At 56.8% G+C, this 14,535-nt stretch carries 11 protein-coding genes and 2 pseudogenes; 5 read left to right on the top strand and 8 right to left on the bottom strand.

What is annotated here, in order from left to right; genetic code table 11:
* Positions 1 to 208: 208 nt before the first annotated feature.
* Complete coding sequence (locus AGR1_RS24730) at positions 209 to 1,114, top strand: LysR family transcriptional regulator (RefSeq protein WP_149148644.1); 906 nt, start codon at positions 209 to 211, stop codon at positions 1,112 to 1,114.
* Between the two features lie 149 nt (positions 1,115 to 1,263).
* On the opposite strand, the gene AGR1_RS24725 is transcribed toward AGR1_RS24730, so the two are convergent.
* From AGR1_RS24725 to AGR1_RS24710, 4 genes are read right to left on the bottom strand one after another with little or no spacing between them, the layout of a single operon-like run.
* Positions 1,264 to 2,781 (bottom strand): tripartite tricarboxylate transporter permease, encoded by a 1,518-nt coding sequence (locus AGR1_RS24725; protein WP_149148643.1) that lies wholly within the window; start codon positions 2,779 to 2,781, stop codon positions 1,264 to 1,266.
* Between the two features lie 4 nt (positions 2,782 to 2,785).
* Entirely contained in the window at positions 2,786 to 3,232 is a 447-nt protein-coding gene (locus AGR1_RS24720) for a tripartite tricarboxylate transporter TctB family protein (protein ID WP_187772281.1), read from the bottom strand.
* A 53-nt stretch (positions 3,233 to 3,285) separates the two neighbouring features.
* Positions 3,286 to 4,278, bottom strand: a complete 993-nt coding sequence (locus tag AGR1_RS24715; RefSeq protein WP_149148641.1) for a tripartite tricarboxylate transporter substrate-binding protein — start codon at positions 4,276 to 4,278, stop codon at positions 3,286 to 3,288.
* 20 nt (positions 4,279 to 4,298) lie between these two features.
* Entirely contained in the window at positions 4,299 to 4,532 is a 234-nt protein-coding gene (locus AGR1_RS24710) for a hypothetical protein (RefSeq protein WP_149148640.1), read from the bottom strand.
* A gap of 792 nt (positions 4,533 to 5,324) precedes the next feature.
* Here AGR1_RS24710 and AGR1_RS24705 point away from each other — a divergent pair.
* On the top strand, positions 5,325 to 6,353 hold the full coding sequence (locus AGR1_RS24705) for a helix-turn-helix domain-containing protein (RefSeq protein WP_149148639.1): 1,029 nt from the start codon (positions 5,325 to 5,327) through the stop codon (positions 6,351 to 6,353).
* Positions 6,354 to 6,583: 230 nt separating this feature from the next.
* Here the strand turns inward: AGR1_RS24705 and AGR1_RS24700 are convergent, their stop codons facing one another.
* The 3 genes and pseudogenes from AGR1_RS24700 to AGR1_RS29990 form a co-directional block, all read right to left on the bottom strand.
* Entirely contained in the window at positions 6,584 to 9,046 is a 2,463-nt protein-coding gene (locus AGR1_RS24700) for a hypothetical protein (protein ID WP_149148638.1), read from the bottom strand.
* A gap of 139 nt (positions 9,047 to 9,185) precedes the next feature.
* Positions 9,186 to 10,106 (bottom strand): bile acid:sodium symporter, encoded by a 921-nt coding sequence (locus tag AGR1_RS24695; protein WP_149148637.1) that lies wholly within the window; start codon positions 10,104 to 10,106, stop codon positions 9,186 to 9,188.
* A gap of 180 nt (positions 10,107 to 10,286) precedes the next feature.
* A pseudogene (locus AGR1_RS29990) lies at positions 10,287 to 10,443 on the bottom strand (ornithine carbamoyltransferase); the annotation flags it as partial.
* 144 nt (positions 10,444 to 10,587) lie between these two features.
* Between AGR1_RS29990 and AGR1_RS24685 the strand changes: the two are divergent.
* From AGR1_RS24685 to AGR1_RS24675, 3 genes and pseudogenes are all read left to right on the top strand, one after another.
* Positions 10,588 to 10,809 (top strand): hypothetical protein, encoded by a 222-nt coding sequence (locus tag AGR1_RS24685; RefSeq protein ID WP_149148636.1) that lies wholly within the window; start codon positions 10,588 to 10,590, stop codon positions 10,807 to 10,809.
* Positions 10,810 to 10,865: 56 nt separating this feature from the next.
* Positions 10,866 to 11,994: pseudogene (locus AGR1_RS24680) on the top strand (IS3 family transposase).
* Positions 11,995 to 12,232: 238 nt separating this feature from the next.
* Positions 12,233 to 12,595 (top strand): YetF domain-containing protein, encoded by a 363-nt coding sequence (locus tag AGR1_RS24675; protein WP_246669733.1) that lies wholly within the window; start codon positions 12,233 to 12,235, stop codon positions 12,593 to 12,595.
* A 322-nt stretch (positions 12,596 to 12,917) separates the two neighbouring features.
* On the opposite strand, the gene AGR1_RS24670 is transcribed toward AGR1_RS24675, so the two are convergent.
* Positions 12,918 to 14,141 carry an ATP-binding protein gene (locus AGR1_RS24670; protein WP_149148634.1) on the bottom strand — a complete coding sequence of 408 codons (1,224 nt, stop codon included), beginning with the start codon at positions 14,139 to 14,141 and terminating at the stop codon, positions 12,918 to 12,920.
* Positions 14,142 to 14,535: the final 394 nt, after the last annotated feature.

Genomic DNA, 14,535 nt, shown 5'->3' with positions numbered 1-14,535 from the left:
CTTGGCACGGATTGCCCGATCATAGGGGCCGGAACGTGTGAGGCATCGCCGATCCCAAGCGGCAGCAAACGCCGACGGGCTAATTCGGGGATGACAAAAAGAATGCGCAACATGGTGCTCCTGCAAAACTGTAGGTGGACCTTGCCAGCGGCAACCCCATATGTAAAATTTCTTTAAATCACATTTGTCATAACTTTTTGGAATTTCGATGGACCGGCAGCTTGCAGCATTTCTCACTGTGGCGCGACTTGGCAATCTCACAGTGGCAGCGCAACGGCTCAACCTGACGCAACCCGCACTCACCAAGCGGCTGGTGACCCTTGAAGAGCGTCTGGGTGTCGAGCTGTTCGAGCGCAGACCGCGTGGCATGGAATTGACAGCGGCGGGACGAATTTACCTGCGTCATGCCAGTCGCATCGAGCAGGAATACCGGCAGGCGAGCGAAGAAATCGGAATTCTGGAAAATGCCGGGATGGAAACCCTGCGGGTCGGCGCTGGCCCGCTCTTTCATCTTCGCTATGTAACTCAAGCCTTTCTGGCCGCCCGCAAGTCGTTTCCGATGCTGCGGCTCGACCTTATCGCCCGCAACAATGCCCAGACCCTGCCTCTGCTGGTGAACGGCGAACTCGATCTCGTTCTGGGAACGATCGAGCCGCTGGGTTCGGAGTTTCTGCTGCACGTCATTCCGCTGCTTGAGGTGGAACAGGCGGTCGCCCTGGCCAAAGACATGCCCTGCGCCAACAAGGAGGTGCTGTCGCCCTCCGACCTGAAGGACATGGAGTGGGTGAGCTATAGCCAGGTTCCAGGCAGTCGCGAGCTGCTGACGCGGTATTTTACCCAACAGCAACTCGGCACTCCGCGGTTCGCTGCCCAGACCACGTCTTTCACCGCAGGGCTGCACCTGATCCGGCACTCCAATCTCGCAATGCAGGTGCCGCTGCAGCTGCAGCCTCTGGTCAGTCGCGACGGGCTGCGGGTCTTGCCGGTCTGCCCTTCATTGGCGCGATCTGCAGCCGGCATCTATCTGCGGGAAAGCTCGCTGGGCATTCCCGCCGTCAAGGCGATGATAGAGGAACTGCGGCAGATTACCGGCGCAGCGCATGATCAAAGTTGAGACACGACGGACGAAGGACACGGGTTGGCCAAGTCCCGCAGGGCTGGATGACCAGGCGTTGAACCCTGCACCGTTTTTTCAGGCGAAGACCGTCCTTGCCCGCATGGAGGCCCGCGGTCTGTCAGCGACCCTCGCGCGCGCCGTGCCGATCATGCACCATCTTCGCAGACATCCTCCCGGACGCGATCCGTCATCAGCCGGCGCAGCGTGAAAAAGACAATGCACAGCAGGAGCGCAACGTTGATAAACAGCAAGACCGCAGAAACCGGACGCTCGACAAAGAGCTGAAGCCCGTCATGGGACAACAGCAGCGTGCGGCGGACATTGTTCTCCAGAAGTGGCCCGAGGATCACGCCAATGACGAGCGGCGCCAAGGGGTAGTCCGCAGCCCGCATGACCAGCCCGACCAGGCCAAAGCCAAACATCACCCAGAGATCGAACACGGAGCTGCCCACAGCATAGGTTCCGATGGCGCACATCAACAAAACAGTCGGAATGAGGATGACCTTGCGCAGGCGCAGCACGTATACGAACAGCGGCGTCGCGAGAATGCCGATGACGAACAGCGCAACATTGGCGAGCATGTAGACAAGGAAAATGCCACCGACGACATCGGAATGCTGTGCGAATAGCGTGGGGCCGGGAAAGACGCCGAGGATCAACAGCGCGCCGATCAGCACCGCAGTGGCCGCATCGCCAGGGATCCCCAGCGCAAGCGTCGGCACCAGCGCGCCACCCGCTGTGGCGTTGTTGGCGCTTTCGGCGGCGACAATGCCACCTTCGGCTCCATCGCCAAAACCTTCATCACGTCTGGCAAACGTTTTGGCCACCGCATAGGCGGTGAAGGACGAAATGACGCCACCTGCCCCTGGCAATGCACCAACGCAAGCTCCGATCGTGGAGGAACGAAGCAGATTGGGCCAACGCTTCACCACCAGCAACACGGTGCTGAAGCTTGGCCGAGCACCCGAGAGTTTGGGACGCTCGAGCAGGTCATCGCCGCTCAGCAAGCAGCTCATCTCCGAGATCGCAAAGAGCCCGACCACGATAGCCACAATACTGAAACCGTTGGACAGGTCGAACAGACCGAAGGTGAAACGCTCGGCGGCAGTGAATTCGTCGGTTCCGACCGTGGCCAGCAGCAGCCCCGCCGTCCCCGCAATCAAACCCTTGAGCGTGGATTGGCCCGATACCGCAGCGATCGACGTCAGTCCTGTGATGGCAAGCATCGCATATTCCGGCGGGCCGAACCCGGCTGCGAAGGCCGCAAGCGAAGGCGAGAACAGGATCAGGATCAGGCCTCCGAATATGCCTCCAAGCGCCGAAGCGGCAATCGCAATGCCGATAGCATCCGCTGCGCGCCCTTTTTGGGCCATCGGATAGCCGTCGAACAATGTTGCTGCGGCGAGTGGCGTGCCCGGTATTCGCAGCAAGATCGCTGAAATCGCCCCCCCGCACGAGCCGCCAACATAGATAGCAATGAGGAAGCCCATCGCCTGCACCGGTGCAAATGTGATGGCGTAAGGGAGCAGCAGGATGATCCCCATCAGCGGACCCAGCCCCGGCAAGGCTCCAACAACCAGGCCGACAATCAACCCCGCACCAACCAGTGCGATGGTCGAAAAGCTCATCACGAGCCCAAGGCCATCGAAAAGCATGTCAAACATCAGCTCACCACGGAATATTGAGATTGAAAATGCCGCCGGGCAGAACGACGTCGAGCTGGCTTTCGAAGAACCATGCCAAGCCGAATGAAATTCCCAGGCTGATCGCTGCCATCTGCCACCACTGGCGCGCCCCGCAGATGACCATGATCGCAAACAGCATCGGCGCTGACGCCAGATGGAAGCCGAGGATGCCGAGCAGCCCAAGATAGAGACCGAAGATCAGGATGACCGCAGCAGGCCGGGCCATCTGGCGCCACGTGAGAGCATCCCCCTCACGACGTCTGCGCACCACGATCTGGATGAGGATCTGCAAACAAACGAGGCTCAGCAACAGGATTGCCACACCGCGAGGATAGGCGGCCGCATTGTCATACGGCCCCCCTTCCGCCATGCCGGACGGCGCGAGCACGTCACGGATCTGCTGGTAAACCAAGGTCACCAGCACCAGCATCAATGCAACCGTGCACCATTCTGAAAAACGCCGTCCCAGTCCGAACCAGCTGCTCATTTCGCCGCCTTGAGGGCTTCTTCTTCCCATTTGATGGCACCGGCCATCGTCGAAAGCTGGTCGTGTACACCCGAAACGATCTTGTCGTAATCGCCGTGATCCCAGTCCAACGGCACGAAGCCCAGCCGTGTGATCCTGGACCGGACATCAGGGTCCTTCATCACCTTTCCCATTGCGGCGCGCAACTTCTCCACACGCTCGGGCGCTGTATCCTTTTTCACAAGCCACCAGTCCCACCCCATCGGCGCCAGTCCGCTGATCCCGAGATCCGCTTCGATGTCCGCAATCGAGGGCGCTCCGCCGAAGGCTTCTTTGGCAGCAGGTTGCTCGGACAACACAAGCCCGATCTTCAGTGCATCAGGATCCTGCTTGTAGCTGCCGACATTGACGAACGTGAAATCAAGGATCCCACTTTTGACATCATTGTTCGCGGCAGGCGGAGAGTTGTAGGGGACATTCTGCGCAACAACGTCATAGGATTGCAGAGCCTTCGCCATGACGAGATGAGGCAGGTTGTTGCGCTGGCCCGATGAGTAGCGCAACTTGCCCGGGTTTGCCTTGCCCCACGTCATCATCTCCTCGAAGCTCGACCAACGCGTTTCGTCCGTTCGCCAGCCGATCGCAAAGGCATTGGAGGCTCCAGCATGCAGCGGGATGAAATCGCCGTGCTTCCAGTCTGCCTTGCCGAGTATGGGCTGCAGAACCAGCGGCGCGACGTAACCATCGATGATCGTATACCCATCAGCCGGCTTGCGAAGAGCCGTCTGAAACGCCTTGATCCCTCCAGCACCCGGCGTTGCGAGCACCGTCAACTGCACGCCAAGCTCCTTGCCCATTGCGTCAGCGATGATCTGGCTGACCGACAGCGCCGGACCGGCCCCGGAAGGCAGGACAGCCTCGATCGTCCGCTCGGGATATTGTGCCAGGGCAGGCCCGCCGATCATGGCAAGAAACAGTGCCGCGCCTGTAAAGACGGATGTGAATTTCATCGTTTTCCTCCCATTGAAAACTAGCGCTGCGCCTTGCCTCTCCCCAGGCTGGGCGCAATTTTCCAGTGAGGTGCCAAGGCGAACTTGGCCCGGTCGGCGAGATGATTGCGGCCGGAATTCAGACCCTGTCTGGCACCACGAACGAAGGTATCCGACCACGCTGGCACTCCTTGTCGGTTCGACAGCGCAATCGACAGGCAGGCATGGGAGGCAAATGTCAGCCGGCAGTGCCAGTCCAACATTGCAACGTTCATTGACAAGCGTCGTCCTCCATCGAGCCAGTGGGAGGAGCTTGCCCCTGCTAAAGGCATATGTAAAATTGCTTTGAATCAAGTTTTTCATAACTTTTTGGAATACCTTTCTGCTCGCCGCCCATCATCCTTATCGGTCGGTTGATCACCGCTGTGACGCGCCAGAGCCAGCCTTGCGCGGACGAACACTGGCCATGGTCGGGCCCGATAAAACCACAGACGTCACGAAAGAAAAACGAAAGAGGCAAAAGCGCCGGCCATCAAACGCTTTCATCGCTTTCCCAATTCTGGTGGCGGCGCATACCCGCATCGATTTGTCGATCAAGTGCCTGAGCAGATTTGCCTGCGATCACCCGCCCGTTCCCCGGCAAGGATACTAGGCCGCCTGTCAATGGCACGTCATCCAAATGAGATGATCGGTCCACCTACGACAACTGGCAGAGACCCGCAATCGACAATTTCGATGCGGCCTGTCTCGGCCGAAGCAGCACGAATCGCCACAGCCTGAGTGACGGCAAACGTCCTCTTCTCATTGCAATAGTGCAGCGGATCGGAATCACGTCTGCCCATGGCACCGTCATCGCCGGATGGCCATCGGCGTGGTCCCGGAAAATGCTGATTGTGTTGTTGCAGCGCGTGCAGATTCATTGTCACAGCGTGCAAATCCGTCTTTCCGACAATCAGCCGACTGGAATCTTCCCTTTAAAGTCGACTAGCGATCCGGTGCGCATCCAGAACCGCTCTGAAGACTGCTGGCGGTTTTTCGATCATCCGATTTGACGAAGGAAAAAGAAATTGAGCACCGAGCTTTCCCAGGGCAAACATGGTGACATCCCGAAAATGACCTTCTCCACAAAGGCCGTCGAACGCCGCCAGCAACTCGACATTTGGCGGGAGTTTCATGCCGAGTTGATCGAGTCCGATGCGCTGGCCGAAGACAAGACACGTTTCGACGGGACGGTCGAAGTCTTCAACCTCGGTGAAATCCAGTTCAATCGCTACACTCAGGCGCCTGCTGAATTCTCCCGCACAAGTGGGCATTTGCGGACGTCCGACATGGATCATTGGGTTTTCAGCGTCGTGCGAAAGGGACAGATCGATCTTTCAGCCGGCGACAAGACGGTGGCGGCAAAACCAGGCTCGCTCACGCTCCTCTCATTCGCCCAAGCCTATTCGGGGAGGATGGCGCAGACCGAGTACAGCAATATTTTTCTCGCTCGAGACGATTTCTGGGACATTGCGCAGAATCTCGACCATGCATCATTCAAGACATTCGACGGCCCCATGGCATCTATCCTGAGTGCCTTCATCGTGTCGGTGGATAATCAGATCGACAAACTCAATGTCGCCGACGGCAAGAGCGTCAATGACGCCTTTGCGGCACTTTTGAAAGCAGTCATGCGACCGGACCCGGATTCCCTTGAGGCTGCGGACACAGCCATCGGTGGTACACAGCTCGAACTCGCGCGTCGTTTCATCAATTCCAATCTTCAGTCACCGGATCTGTCCGCAGACCGCATCTGTTCAGAATTGCATATGTCCAGGCGCCGGCTGTACTACCTGTTCGAACAGTATGGCGGCGTATCGAAATATATAAAGACGAGGCGTCTGGCCGCCTGCTACAAGGCTCTGGTCGTCCTGAGCGGAGACGTCCATATCGGGACCGTCGCCTATAACTGGGGCTTCAACAATCTTCCGTCTTTCTATCGACAGTTCAAGGAGCAATATGGCTTCCGCCCCAGCGAGGCGCGCAGCGCCCACCTGAGCGGTTACAAAGCCGATGATGGCGACTTGCAGACATTGGCGGACTGGCTGGCGCGTTGACAGCCATTCCTTGGCGTTCACTGTCTGCGTCACGGCAAGGCATCAAATAGACACGACGCGGCCTGACTGGGGATCTCACCTTTGAGTGACACACCTCTTATTCGCGTCTCGGCATGACAGGACCGACCTCGACCGGCCGGTCTTGTCGGGATCGCGCTCAGGCCGGAGCACAATTGCCCTCCCCCGGTGATGCGGGGAAGAGCCTGTTTCGAATGCGCGCCAACGGCGGCCTACAGATCAGCAGCGCGCGACAGTTTCATGGGTTTTGTCAGCTTTTTCTTCGCCGCCTTCATCTTCACCGCATGCACCAGCGCCTGAGCAAGATACTTTTCATTCTTGATCTTGACCTGGTCCTTGTCCTTGCGACGGGAGATAATCGACTTGCAGCCGTTGAGAGCGTCTTTCGGTTCCCGAATCGCCTTGAGCGCAAGCGACTTTATATTCTTTATTTCCTTCTCTTCGATCTGATAGACGCCGCAGAATGCCTTCCAGTCAGTGACAGGAACCAATCTGGCTGCCGTTCCCGGATCAAGCGTGACACCGGGGTCGTCATCGTCCAGATCGCCCGCCCCTCCAACCGGCTGCGTGGGCGACGGTTCCGGGTCGGTCGCCATCAGCGCAACGGCCTTGCCATGGGCGATTTTCAAAATGGTCTGGGGTGACATTTCGGGAAGCAGCCCACCATTGCCCTGCAACTGCTTCCACAATCCGACAGCGCGCTGCGCGGCCTCCTCGTTTTTCTTGTGGACCAGCATCTCAGTGATGTCACGAATTCCCGCGGACACCAAAGCAGTCAAATGCTCCTTCGTCCCGGTAGACTGGTTCCGTTCCCGCTCCATCCGGTCCATGGTGCCGCGGTCATAGACCGAACCCGGGCGCTGCTGCACATCGGGAGCAGAGCCACCATGTCCGGTTCCGCCATTGGCAGCCCCTGCCCCCGGATTGCCGCCATCGGGCCCCCGGCGCAAGCCATCCCGTGGATCCGGCCCGTCATTGCCCTGAGCAGACTTGACCGGTTTCTTTTCGTCTTCCGAAAGAGCCCCGTCGATTTCCGCAAGGATCATGTCGGCAACCTTCTGCACCACGGCAGACAGGCCCGGTGATTGCGGATCTCCGCGCCCCCTCAAAAGGTCGGAGGCAAGCTGGCGGGCAGCAAGCTGCGCTGCATCCCTATTTCTTTCGATCAAGGCATCGCGCACGTTTTGCATGCCTGTGTTCACGGTTTGCGTGCCATGCAGGTGCCTTGCCACCCGTATCAGCTGCAACAAGGGCGAATTACCGACTGGAATTGTGCCCGGGAGAACGGAGGAAGCATCACCGTTCTGGTCCCGGACGTTCTCCTGGGCTTGTTCGCCCGCCTGAGAAGACTGGTTTCCCTCGATAATGTCGTCAAGAGACGTTCTGCCGAGACGGCGAAGGTGATCATCATCGCCGTCATTACCACCGTCAGGTACATCGCCGTCCTGTTCTTGCAGCATTTCAAGTGCTGTTTGACGGATGTGGTTTCGAAGCTCGTGTGTGTTGACACGCGTGGCATTCGCGGGGGTCGCCTCGCCCCACAGCATAGCCGCAAAGGACTGGATGTTGGATTCGGCCAAGCCGTTGTCATCGATCCTGAGCGCGTCGACGATCGCCGCCATGGTATTCTCCGAGCGCCAATCAGCTCTGTCGGGCAAAAGCTCGATGAATTCTGCTGGGCTCAAGGCTTCAACGCCCTCCGGCAAACCCGGTTCGCCCGGACCATCGCCATCTGGACCCGGAAAGTGACTGGCCTGCGTTTCGGCTTCGTCTTCCCTATTTTTCCTGTTGGTCGCTATTTGACGAATGTAGTTCCGAAGCTCGGTGCCATTTACCCGTGCTGTGTCATCGGGTGCCGCGTTCTGCTCGAGAAGAAACGCAAGGGTATCGATGCAGACCCGGGCCATGCCGCCATCGTCCTCAACCCTCATCGCCTCGACAATTCGATCCATATGGTCGTTTATCAACGCATCGACGCTGCCCGGCAGGCGTCGAATGAAGTCAGCAAGACTTAACGCCCCAACGCCCTCCTGCACTTGCGTCCTCTCCGGGTTCGACGCATCGTCGTCATCCAATCCCAGCCACTTGTCCATCTCGACAGAGTCTTCGTCGAAATCGCGGAACTCGCTCACGGATGGCCAGTCCAGCTGCTCCCCTTCGCCGTCCATCTCGGCCCGTTCGCGTTCTATGCGGTCCATTGTGGCCCTGTCGAACTGTTCGGCCTCAGCAAAAGCTGACACCCGGTTCGGATCGGGAGGGATATCAGACATGGCATCGGTGTTATCGCTGGAAAGATCGCTCGAATCGAGACCGCCATTTGCCGGATCGTAACGCGCATCTCCATCAATATCATCCAGATCGGCCCTGTTGGCCGGATCCCCATCCTCATCCAGGATCTGGACGATCTGATCGACCCTTTCGAGGATGAACGCAATCATGTCCTGACGGCTCATCGTCGTATCGAACGCGGCATTCAGCGACCGGAGATAGCCTTCTTCCGAAGTGATCAAATAGGTGAGATTGTTGGCTTCTCGCCGGGCCCGTTCTTCATTGCCCGCTTCAATGAAACCGTGAATTTCCTCGACGGAAAGTCGGTATCGCGGCACATTGGGCAGGCCAAGCACCCGCATTACCCGTTGCCAGTGATCTTCGCTCCAATCGCTCTGCTGTGCCACGGATCGGTTCCTTCTTTTGATGTCGCTCCGATGGTTAGTCCTTCCTTGGCGTGAAATGGTTCATGTCCAGCCTGACATGAGTTTGCCTTCCCCTTCAAAAATGGTGTCCAGCGAGCCGTGGGACATTCCCGACCCTACATCAGGTCGCTGTCGCGGCCCGAGCGCCGACACCGCGGCGCCACAACACGAAGGGCATGGTCAGGAACCAGGCGGTGATTGAATAGACCACTGCCGGTATTGTCGTATCGGGTAGAGCTGAGTTGGTGCTGAGCACCAATGTGCCCACTGCGATGCCAAGCGACCCGTTCTGTGTGCCCGATTCTATGGCGACGGTGGTGATGTCGCGGGGCCTCAGCCCGGCCAAGGTGCCGCTGACTACACCGATGAGCAACAGTGTGGCATTCATGGCGATCAACGCCGGTCCCAGCGTCCAGAAATTCGATGAAAATGCATCCCAATTGCTGATCAGCGCCGCCAAAATCAACAGCAGAAACAGCGCGAAAGCCAGTCGTGATATCCACGGTGATACCACGGCTACCAATTGCGGTGCATTCCGAGCCAGCAACATGCCCAAGGTGACCGGCATCGCCGTCAGCCCGAAAACCTGAGCGCCCAGAGCTGTGACATTGATCGTCGGCGCCTTTTCATCAAGGAAAAGAGGCGCACTCAGACCTACCAGGATTGGCAATGTCACGGTTGCCACGAGCGATATGACCGCCGTCAGCGAAATGGACAACGGCACATTGCCCTCGGCATATCGACAGGCCGAGTTGGACAGAATCCCACCTGGGCAGGCCGCGAGGATCATGACACCGAGGGCCAGTTCTGCTGGCAGGGCGAACACCATGGCAATACAGAAAGCCACGAGCGGGACGATCACCATTTGATTGAAAGCGCCGACTGCAAAGGCCTTGGGCTGTGTCGCGATCCGCCAGAAGTCAGCGAAACGCAGTCCAAGCCCGAGCGAAAACATAATCGCAGCCAGAACGAAAGGCAAAATTATTTGAACTATCATGGTCACCCCATAGCCACACAATACAGATGCAATGTTGCGGGCCATTAGCCGAGAAACGCCACCACAACAACCTGACGGCAAATCTTGCAGCGAAGAGCTGAACCGGTACAGGAGTGTCGAGGCAGGGGTCGGTTCCGGTTGAGGGCGAAATGACACCCTAAGCAATCAACAAGCTTTATACGGAGGGCGCAAACGATTCAGGTAGGCTGAAGCTATCGAAGATCACTACAGGGCCCACTCCATCAAGGCGTTCTGTGCGTGTAGCAAGAAAGCCTTCGCGGTTCGGCTTTGGCACCCGATGCAACATTGCATCCGCGGTTACCTCTTGCCCTCGCGCTTCAGGTGGGCATGTCAAGAAGACTGCGTCTTTGCGGGACCGATCTCACGCGCAAACTGTGTCAGCCTACGAGAGTTACGGGCAAGATTGTCCAACGCTCGCCGCATTCCACCCAACCGCCGTGCACATTCGGAACAAACCGAGACCGGAAGGATTGTGATAGAGTAGATAGAATAAAAGGAGGCCATAATGATCACGTCCGGGAAATTGACCCTGCGCGGTGGAGCAATTCTTTTAGGATTGATGCTGGCGAGCGCCGCGACGGCCGAAACAGGACAAACCGGCACGGCCCAGCCCTCAAAAGAATGTCTCGCGGAAAGAGAACAAAGCGATAAAGATATCAGCGCCAAACTGGACAAATGCGACGGCGTCCTAAAGCCGCCCAAGGTTGGCGACAGTGACATCGTTTGAATAGCCCCAAGATTTGTAGACGCCTTCTTTCCTAATTTTGAGGCAAGAAGAGCATCATGAGCAAATCGAATTTCAGCGAAGAGTTTAAGCGCGACGCGGTGCGTCAGATCACGGAACGGGGCTATCCGGTTGCGGAAGTTTCGCAGCGGTTGGGTGTCAGCCAGCACTCGCTCTACGAATGGAAGAGGAAGTTTTCCTCTTCGTCTGGCAATCAGGCCAGCGACCAATCCGAAGAGATCAGGCAGCTCAAAAAGGAACTGGCGCGGGTCACCGAGGAGCGCGACATATTAAAAAAAGCGACCGCGTATTTCGCCAGGGATGCAAAGTGAAGTACGCGTTCGTTGCCCAGCATCAACAGCGCTTTTCGGTGCGAATGATGTGCCGCCTGTTGCGCATCCATCCCAGCGGGTTTTATGCTTGGCTTCGGATGCCGTTGAGCAAGCGTGCCTGCGAGGACAAGCGACAAATCGATCTGCTCCAGACGGCTTGGGAAGAGAGCGGCAAGGTCTACGGATATCGCAAGCTTCATGACGATCTGCTCGATCAGGGCGAGACATGCTGCCCTAACCGGGTTGCCCGTCTGACACGGATTGCCGGGATAAAGGCTCAGATCGGCTACAAACGCCGTCCTGGAATTTACGGCGGCAGGCCTTCCATTGTCATCGACAACACTCTGGACCGTCAATTTGACGTTGCTGCTCCGGACTCGGCGTGGGTCACTGATATCACCTACATCCGGACCAACGAAGGATTCGCCTATCTCGCTGTCGTCATCGATCTCTATTCCCGCCGTGTCATCGGCTGGTCGATGCAGAGCCGTCAGCAACGGATGTCGTGCTGCAGGCGTTGCTGATGGCTGTCTGGAGGCGAAAGCCAAAGGAAAAGGTTCTGGTGCATTCGGATCAGGGATCGCAATTCACCAGTATGGACTGGGCATCGTTCCTGAAGCATCACAATCTGGTTCATTCGATGAGCCGACGGGGCAACTGCCACGACAATGCCGTGGCTGAGAGTTTCTTCAATCTGTTGAAGCGGGAGCGGATACGCCGAAAGGTCTATCGCTCAAGAGACGAAGCCAGGCAGGACGTGTTCGATTACATCGAGATGTTCTACAACCCGAAGCGCAAACATGTCAGAAACGGGATGCTGTCGCCCGTCGAGTTCGAAAAGCAGCAGAAAACCTAACCTGAGGGTGTCTACGAAACTCGGGGCTATTCAACGCTCCCTACCTCACGTCTTATCGCGACCGTGGCGCGCCTGCGCCCGCGCAATAACAGACTAACGCCGTCGACAAACGGAGATGGATCATGGAATGGTCTGAGATGTTTTTCAGGATTGGCAGGGCGTGCTACGAACGGTCATCGTCGGGACCTTCGCGTACACCACGCTCGTAATCTTTCTCCGTATCTCGGGAAAACGGACCTTGGCCAAGCTGAATGCGTTCGACCTCGTTGTTACGGTAGCGCTGGGATCAACGCTTTCAGCCATTCTTCTTCAGGAATCAATTGCTCTCGCGGAAGGCGCCACCGCTCTGGCTGTGCTCATTCTGCTGCAGTACGCCGTCACTTGCGCCTCGGTGCGGTCAAAGGCGGCTGCCAACATATTTCGCTCAGAGCCGACGCTTCTGCTCAGTAACGGATTCTACTGTCATGACACGATGAAGCGCCAGCGCATCACCGAAGACGAGGTCAAGTCGGCCATCCGCTCAAGCGGTACGGACAATGTTCAAGCGATCTCAGCTGTGGTGCTGGAAAGCGATGGTACCCTGAGCGTAATTCAAAATTAGTTCAGACCGTTCCGCCTGCGACGGATCGGACAACTTTTACCATCCCCTCGATGAGAGATCGCAAGCAACCTTTTTACATCCGTTCGCCTGCACAGATCTGGTAGACTTGAACTCTTGATGCAACTTCGTCCAATCCGGAACTTGCAGCCGTCCATTTCGGAAACTTAAGGGGCGGGCCAGCTATCGAGAAGGGTGAGCGGAGGCGTGTTGGAGTGGGCATTCAAATCGTATTAGCTCTTGAAGGGAATCGAACCTAAGTCCCATTTTTCCGCCGGACTTCCAGGACCGCTCGCGCGTCTGGAGCATAGAGAATTCCCAGGCGCTAATGCCACAACGCCGAAATTGGAACCGCCGATAATCGTTCTCCAAATGGAATTACCTTGTGGTGGTCGTAAAGGACCATGCCTGATACGAAGCGCTCTCCGCATTCTTCGGCCAAAATTCGTAAGCCAGAGAAATCGGAATTTGTGACGGATGCTGCGGCTTTTATCTCGATGCCGACAATCCGCCCTCGCCTGTCTTCAACGACAATATCGACTTCATTCTGCTGCTTGTCACGGAAATGCGAAAACTCAAATCGTGTATGTGCGGCACTGGCGAGTTTGAGTATCTCCCCAAAAACGAAAGTCTCAAGCAACGCCCCGAACTGCCCTCTGTCGTCCCGCATTCTCTCGAGAGACAGGTCACGAAGAGATGCGAGCAGACCAGAATCGAGGAAATGAATTTTAGGGGTTTTGGTCAAGCGCTTTAGTTTGTTGGAAAACCAAGGTTGAACGGTTCGGGCGAGGAACAGGCTTTCGAATATACCGACGTATTTCTGGGTTGTGACGTGGTTCATCCCGATGGGGGCGCCAATTCCGGAGTAGTTCACGAGTTGTCCCGAATGCTCAGCTAGAATCCGCAGCAAGCGCGGCATTTGCGCAATCTGCTCGATTTGGGCAACATCACGAACGTCGCGTTGAACGATCGCTTGGATATAGTCCGCATACCAGTCGTGTTTGCGGCTCAGCGTTTTGCGGCTCAATGCCTCGGGATATCCACCGGCGAGGACCGCAGCCATCAAGTCGTCACCGATGACGGGTTCTCCGGACTTTGGTTCATTTTGAAAGGCGTCGCTCAGGAAGCTGCTGCCCGCGGTTCTGATCTCGCTCTGCGCAAGCGGCAGCAATCGAACGACCTCCATGCGTCCTGCGAGCGAGTCCGCCACGCGTGGCAGCGTCATAATATTAGCTGAACCGGTCAGGAGGAAACGTCCCGGGCGCTGATCGATATCCACACTTTCTTTGATTGCGAGCAACAGCTCGGGGGCGCGTTGAATTTCATCGATGACGGCGCGATCTATACGCCTTACGAAGCCAACGGGATCCTGTCGCGCTGCATCCAGGGTTGTCGCATTGTCTAGAGTGTAATACTCCATGGCCTCCTTGGCTATCTTTTTTGCCAGTGTCGTTTTTCCTGATTGTCGGGGACCGACGATCATAATCACCCTTGTGTCTAACATGGCATCGGCAACACGTTGCTCGACGAGTCTTGGATAGAGCATCACGACCTTATTCCTCTCAATGACCGTTTGAAAATAAACTATTGACTAATTGAAAGTCAATGTTTGACCATTTGAAATTCATTTGGCGGCTGATTGAAAATAGAGGTCCGAACACGGTGGCACGAGGTAGGCGAGAGGTACACGGGCACCGCCTCTCGCTAATCAATTACCCGAACTGATTTAGCTGAAACGCGCCGAGAGGATGGGCAAGAATGATGAGGAAGACAATTTGTGTTTACGCTGAACACGATGCTGAGCTTTACAATGGAAGAATCCAACGCCTTGATGTGTCGCGGAAACCATCTTGGCCAGCGTTCATGTGCGAACGCAACAACAGGCCGGACATATGGACGCAAGCGATCAGATCAAATTATCTTGAAATATCTTGCGAGTCGGG

It is taken from the genome of Agrobacterium sp. B1(2019) (genome assembly GCF_008274755.1).
In the GTDB taxonomy this organism is placed as follows: domain Bacteria; phylum Pseudomonadota; class Alphaproteobacteria; order Rhizobiales; family Rhizobiaceae; genus Agrobacterium; species Agrobacterium salinitolerans.
Note: the sequence above shows the minus strand (reverse complement) of the source record. Positions and strands in the feature narration are given on the sequence as shown.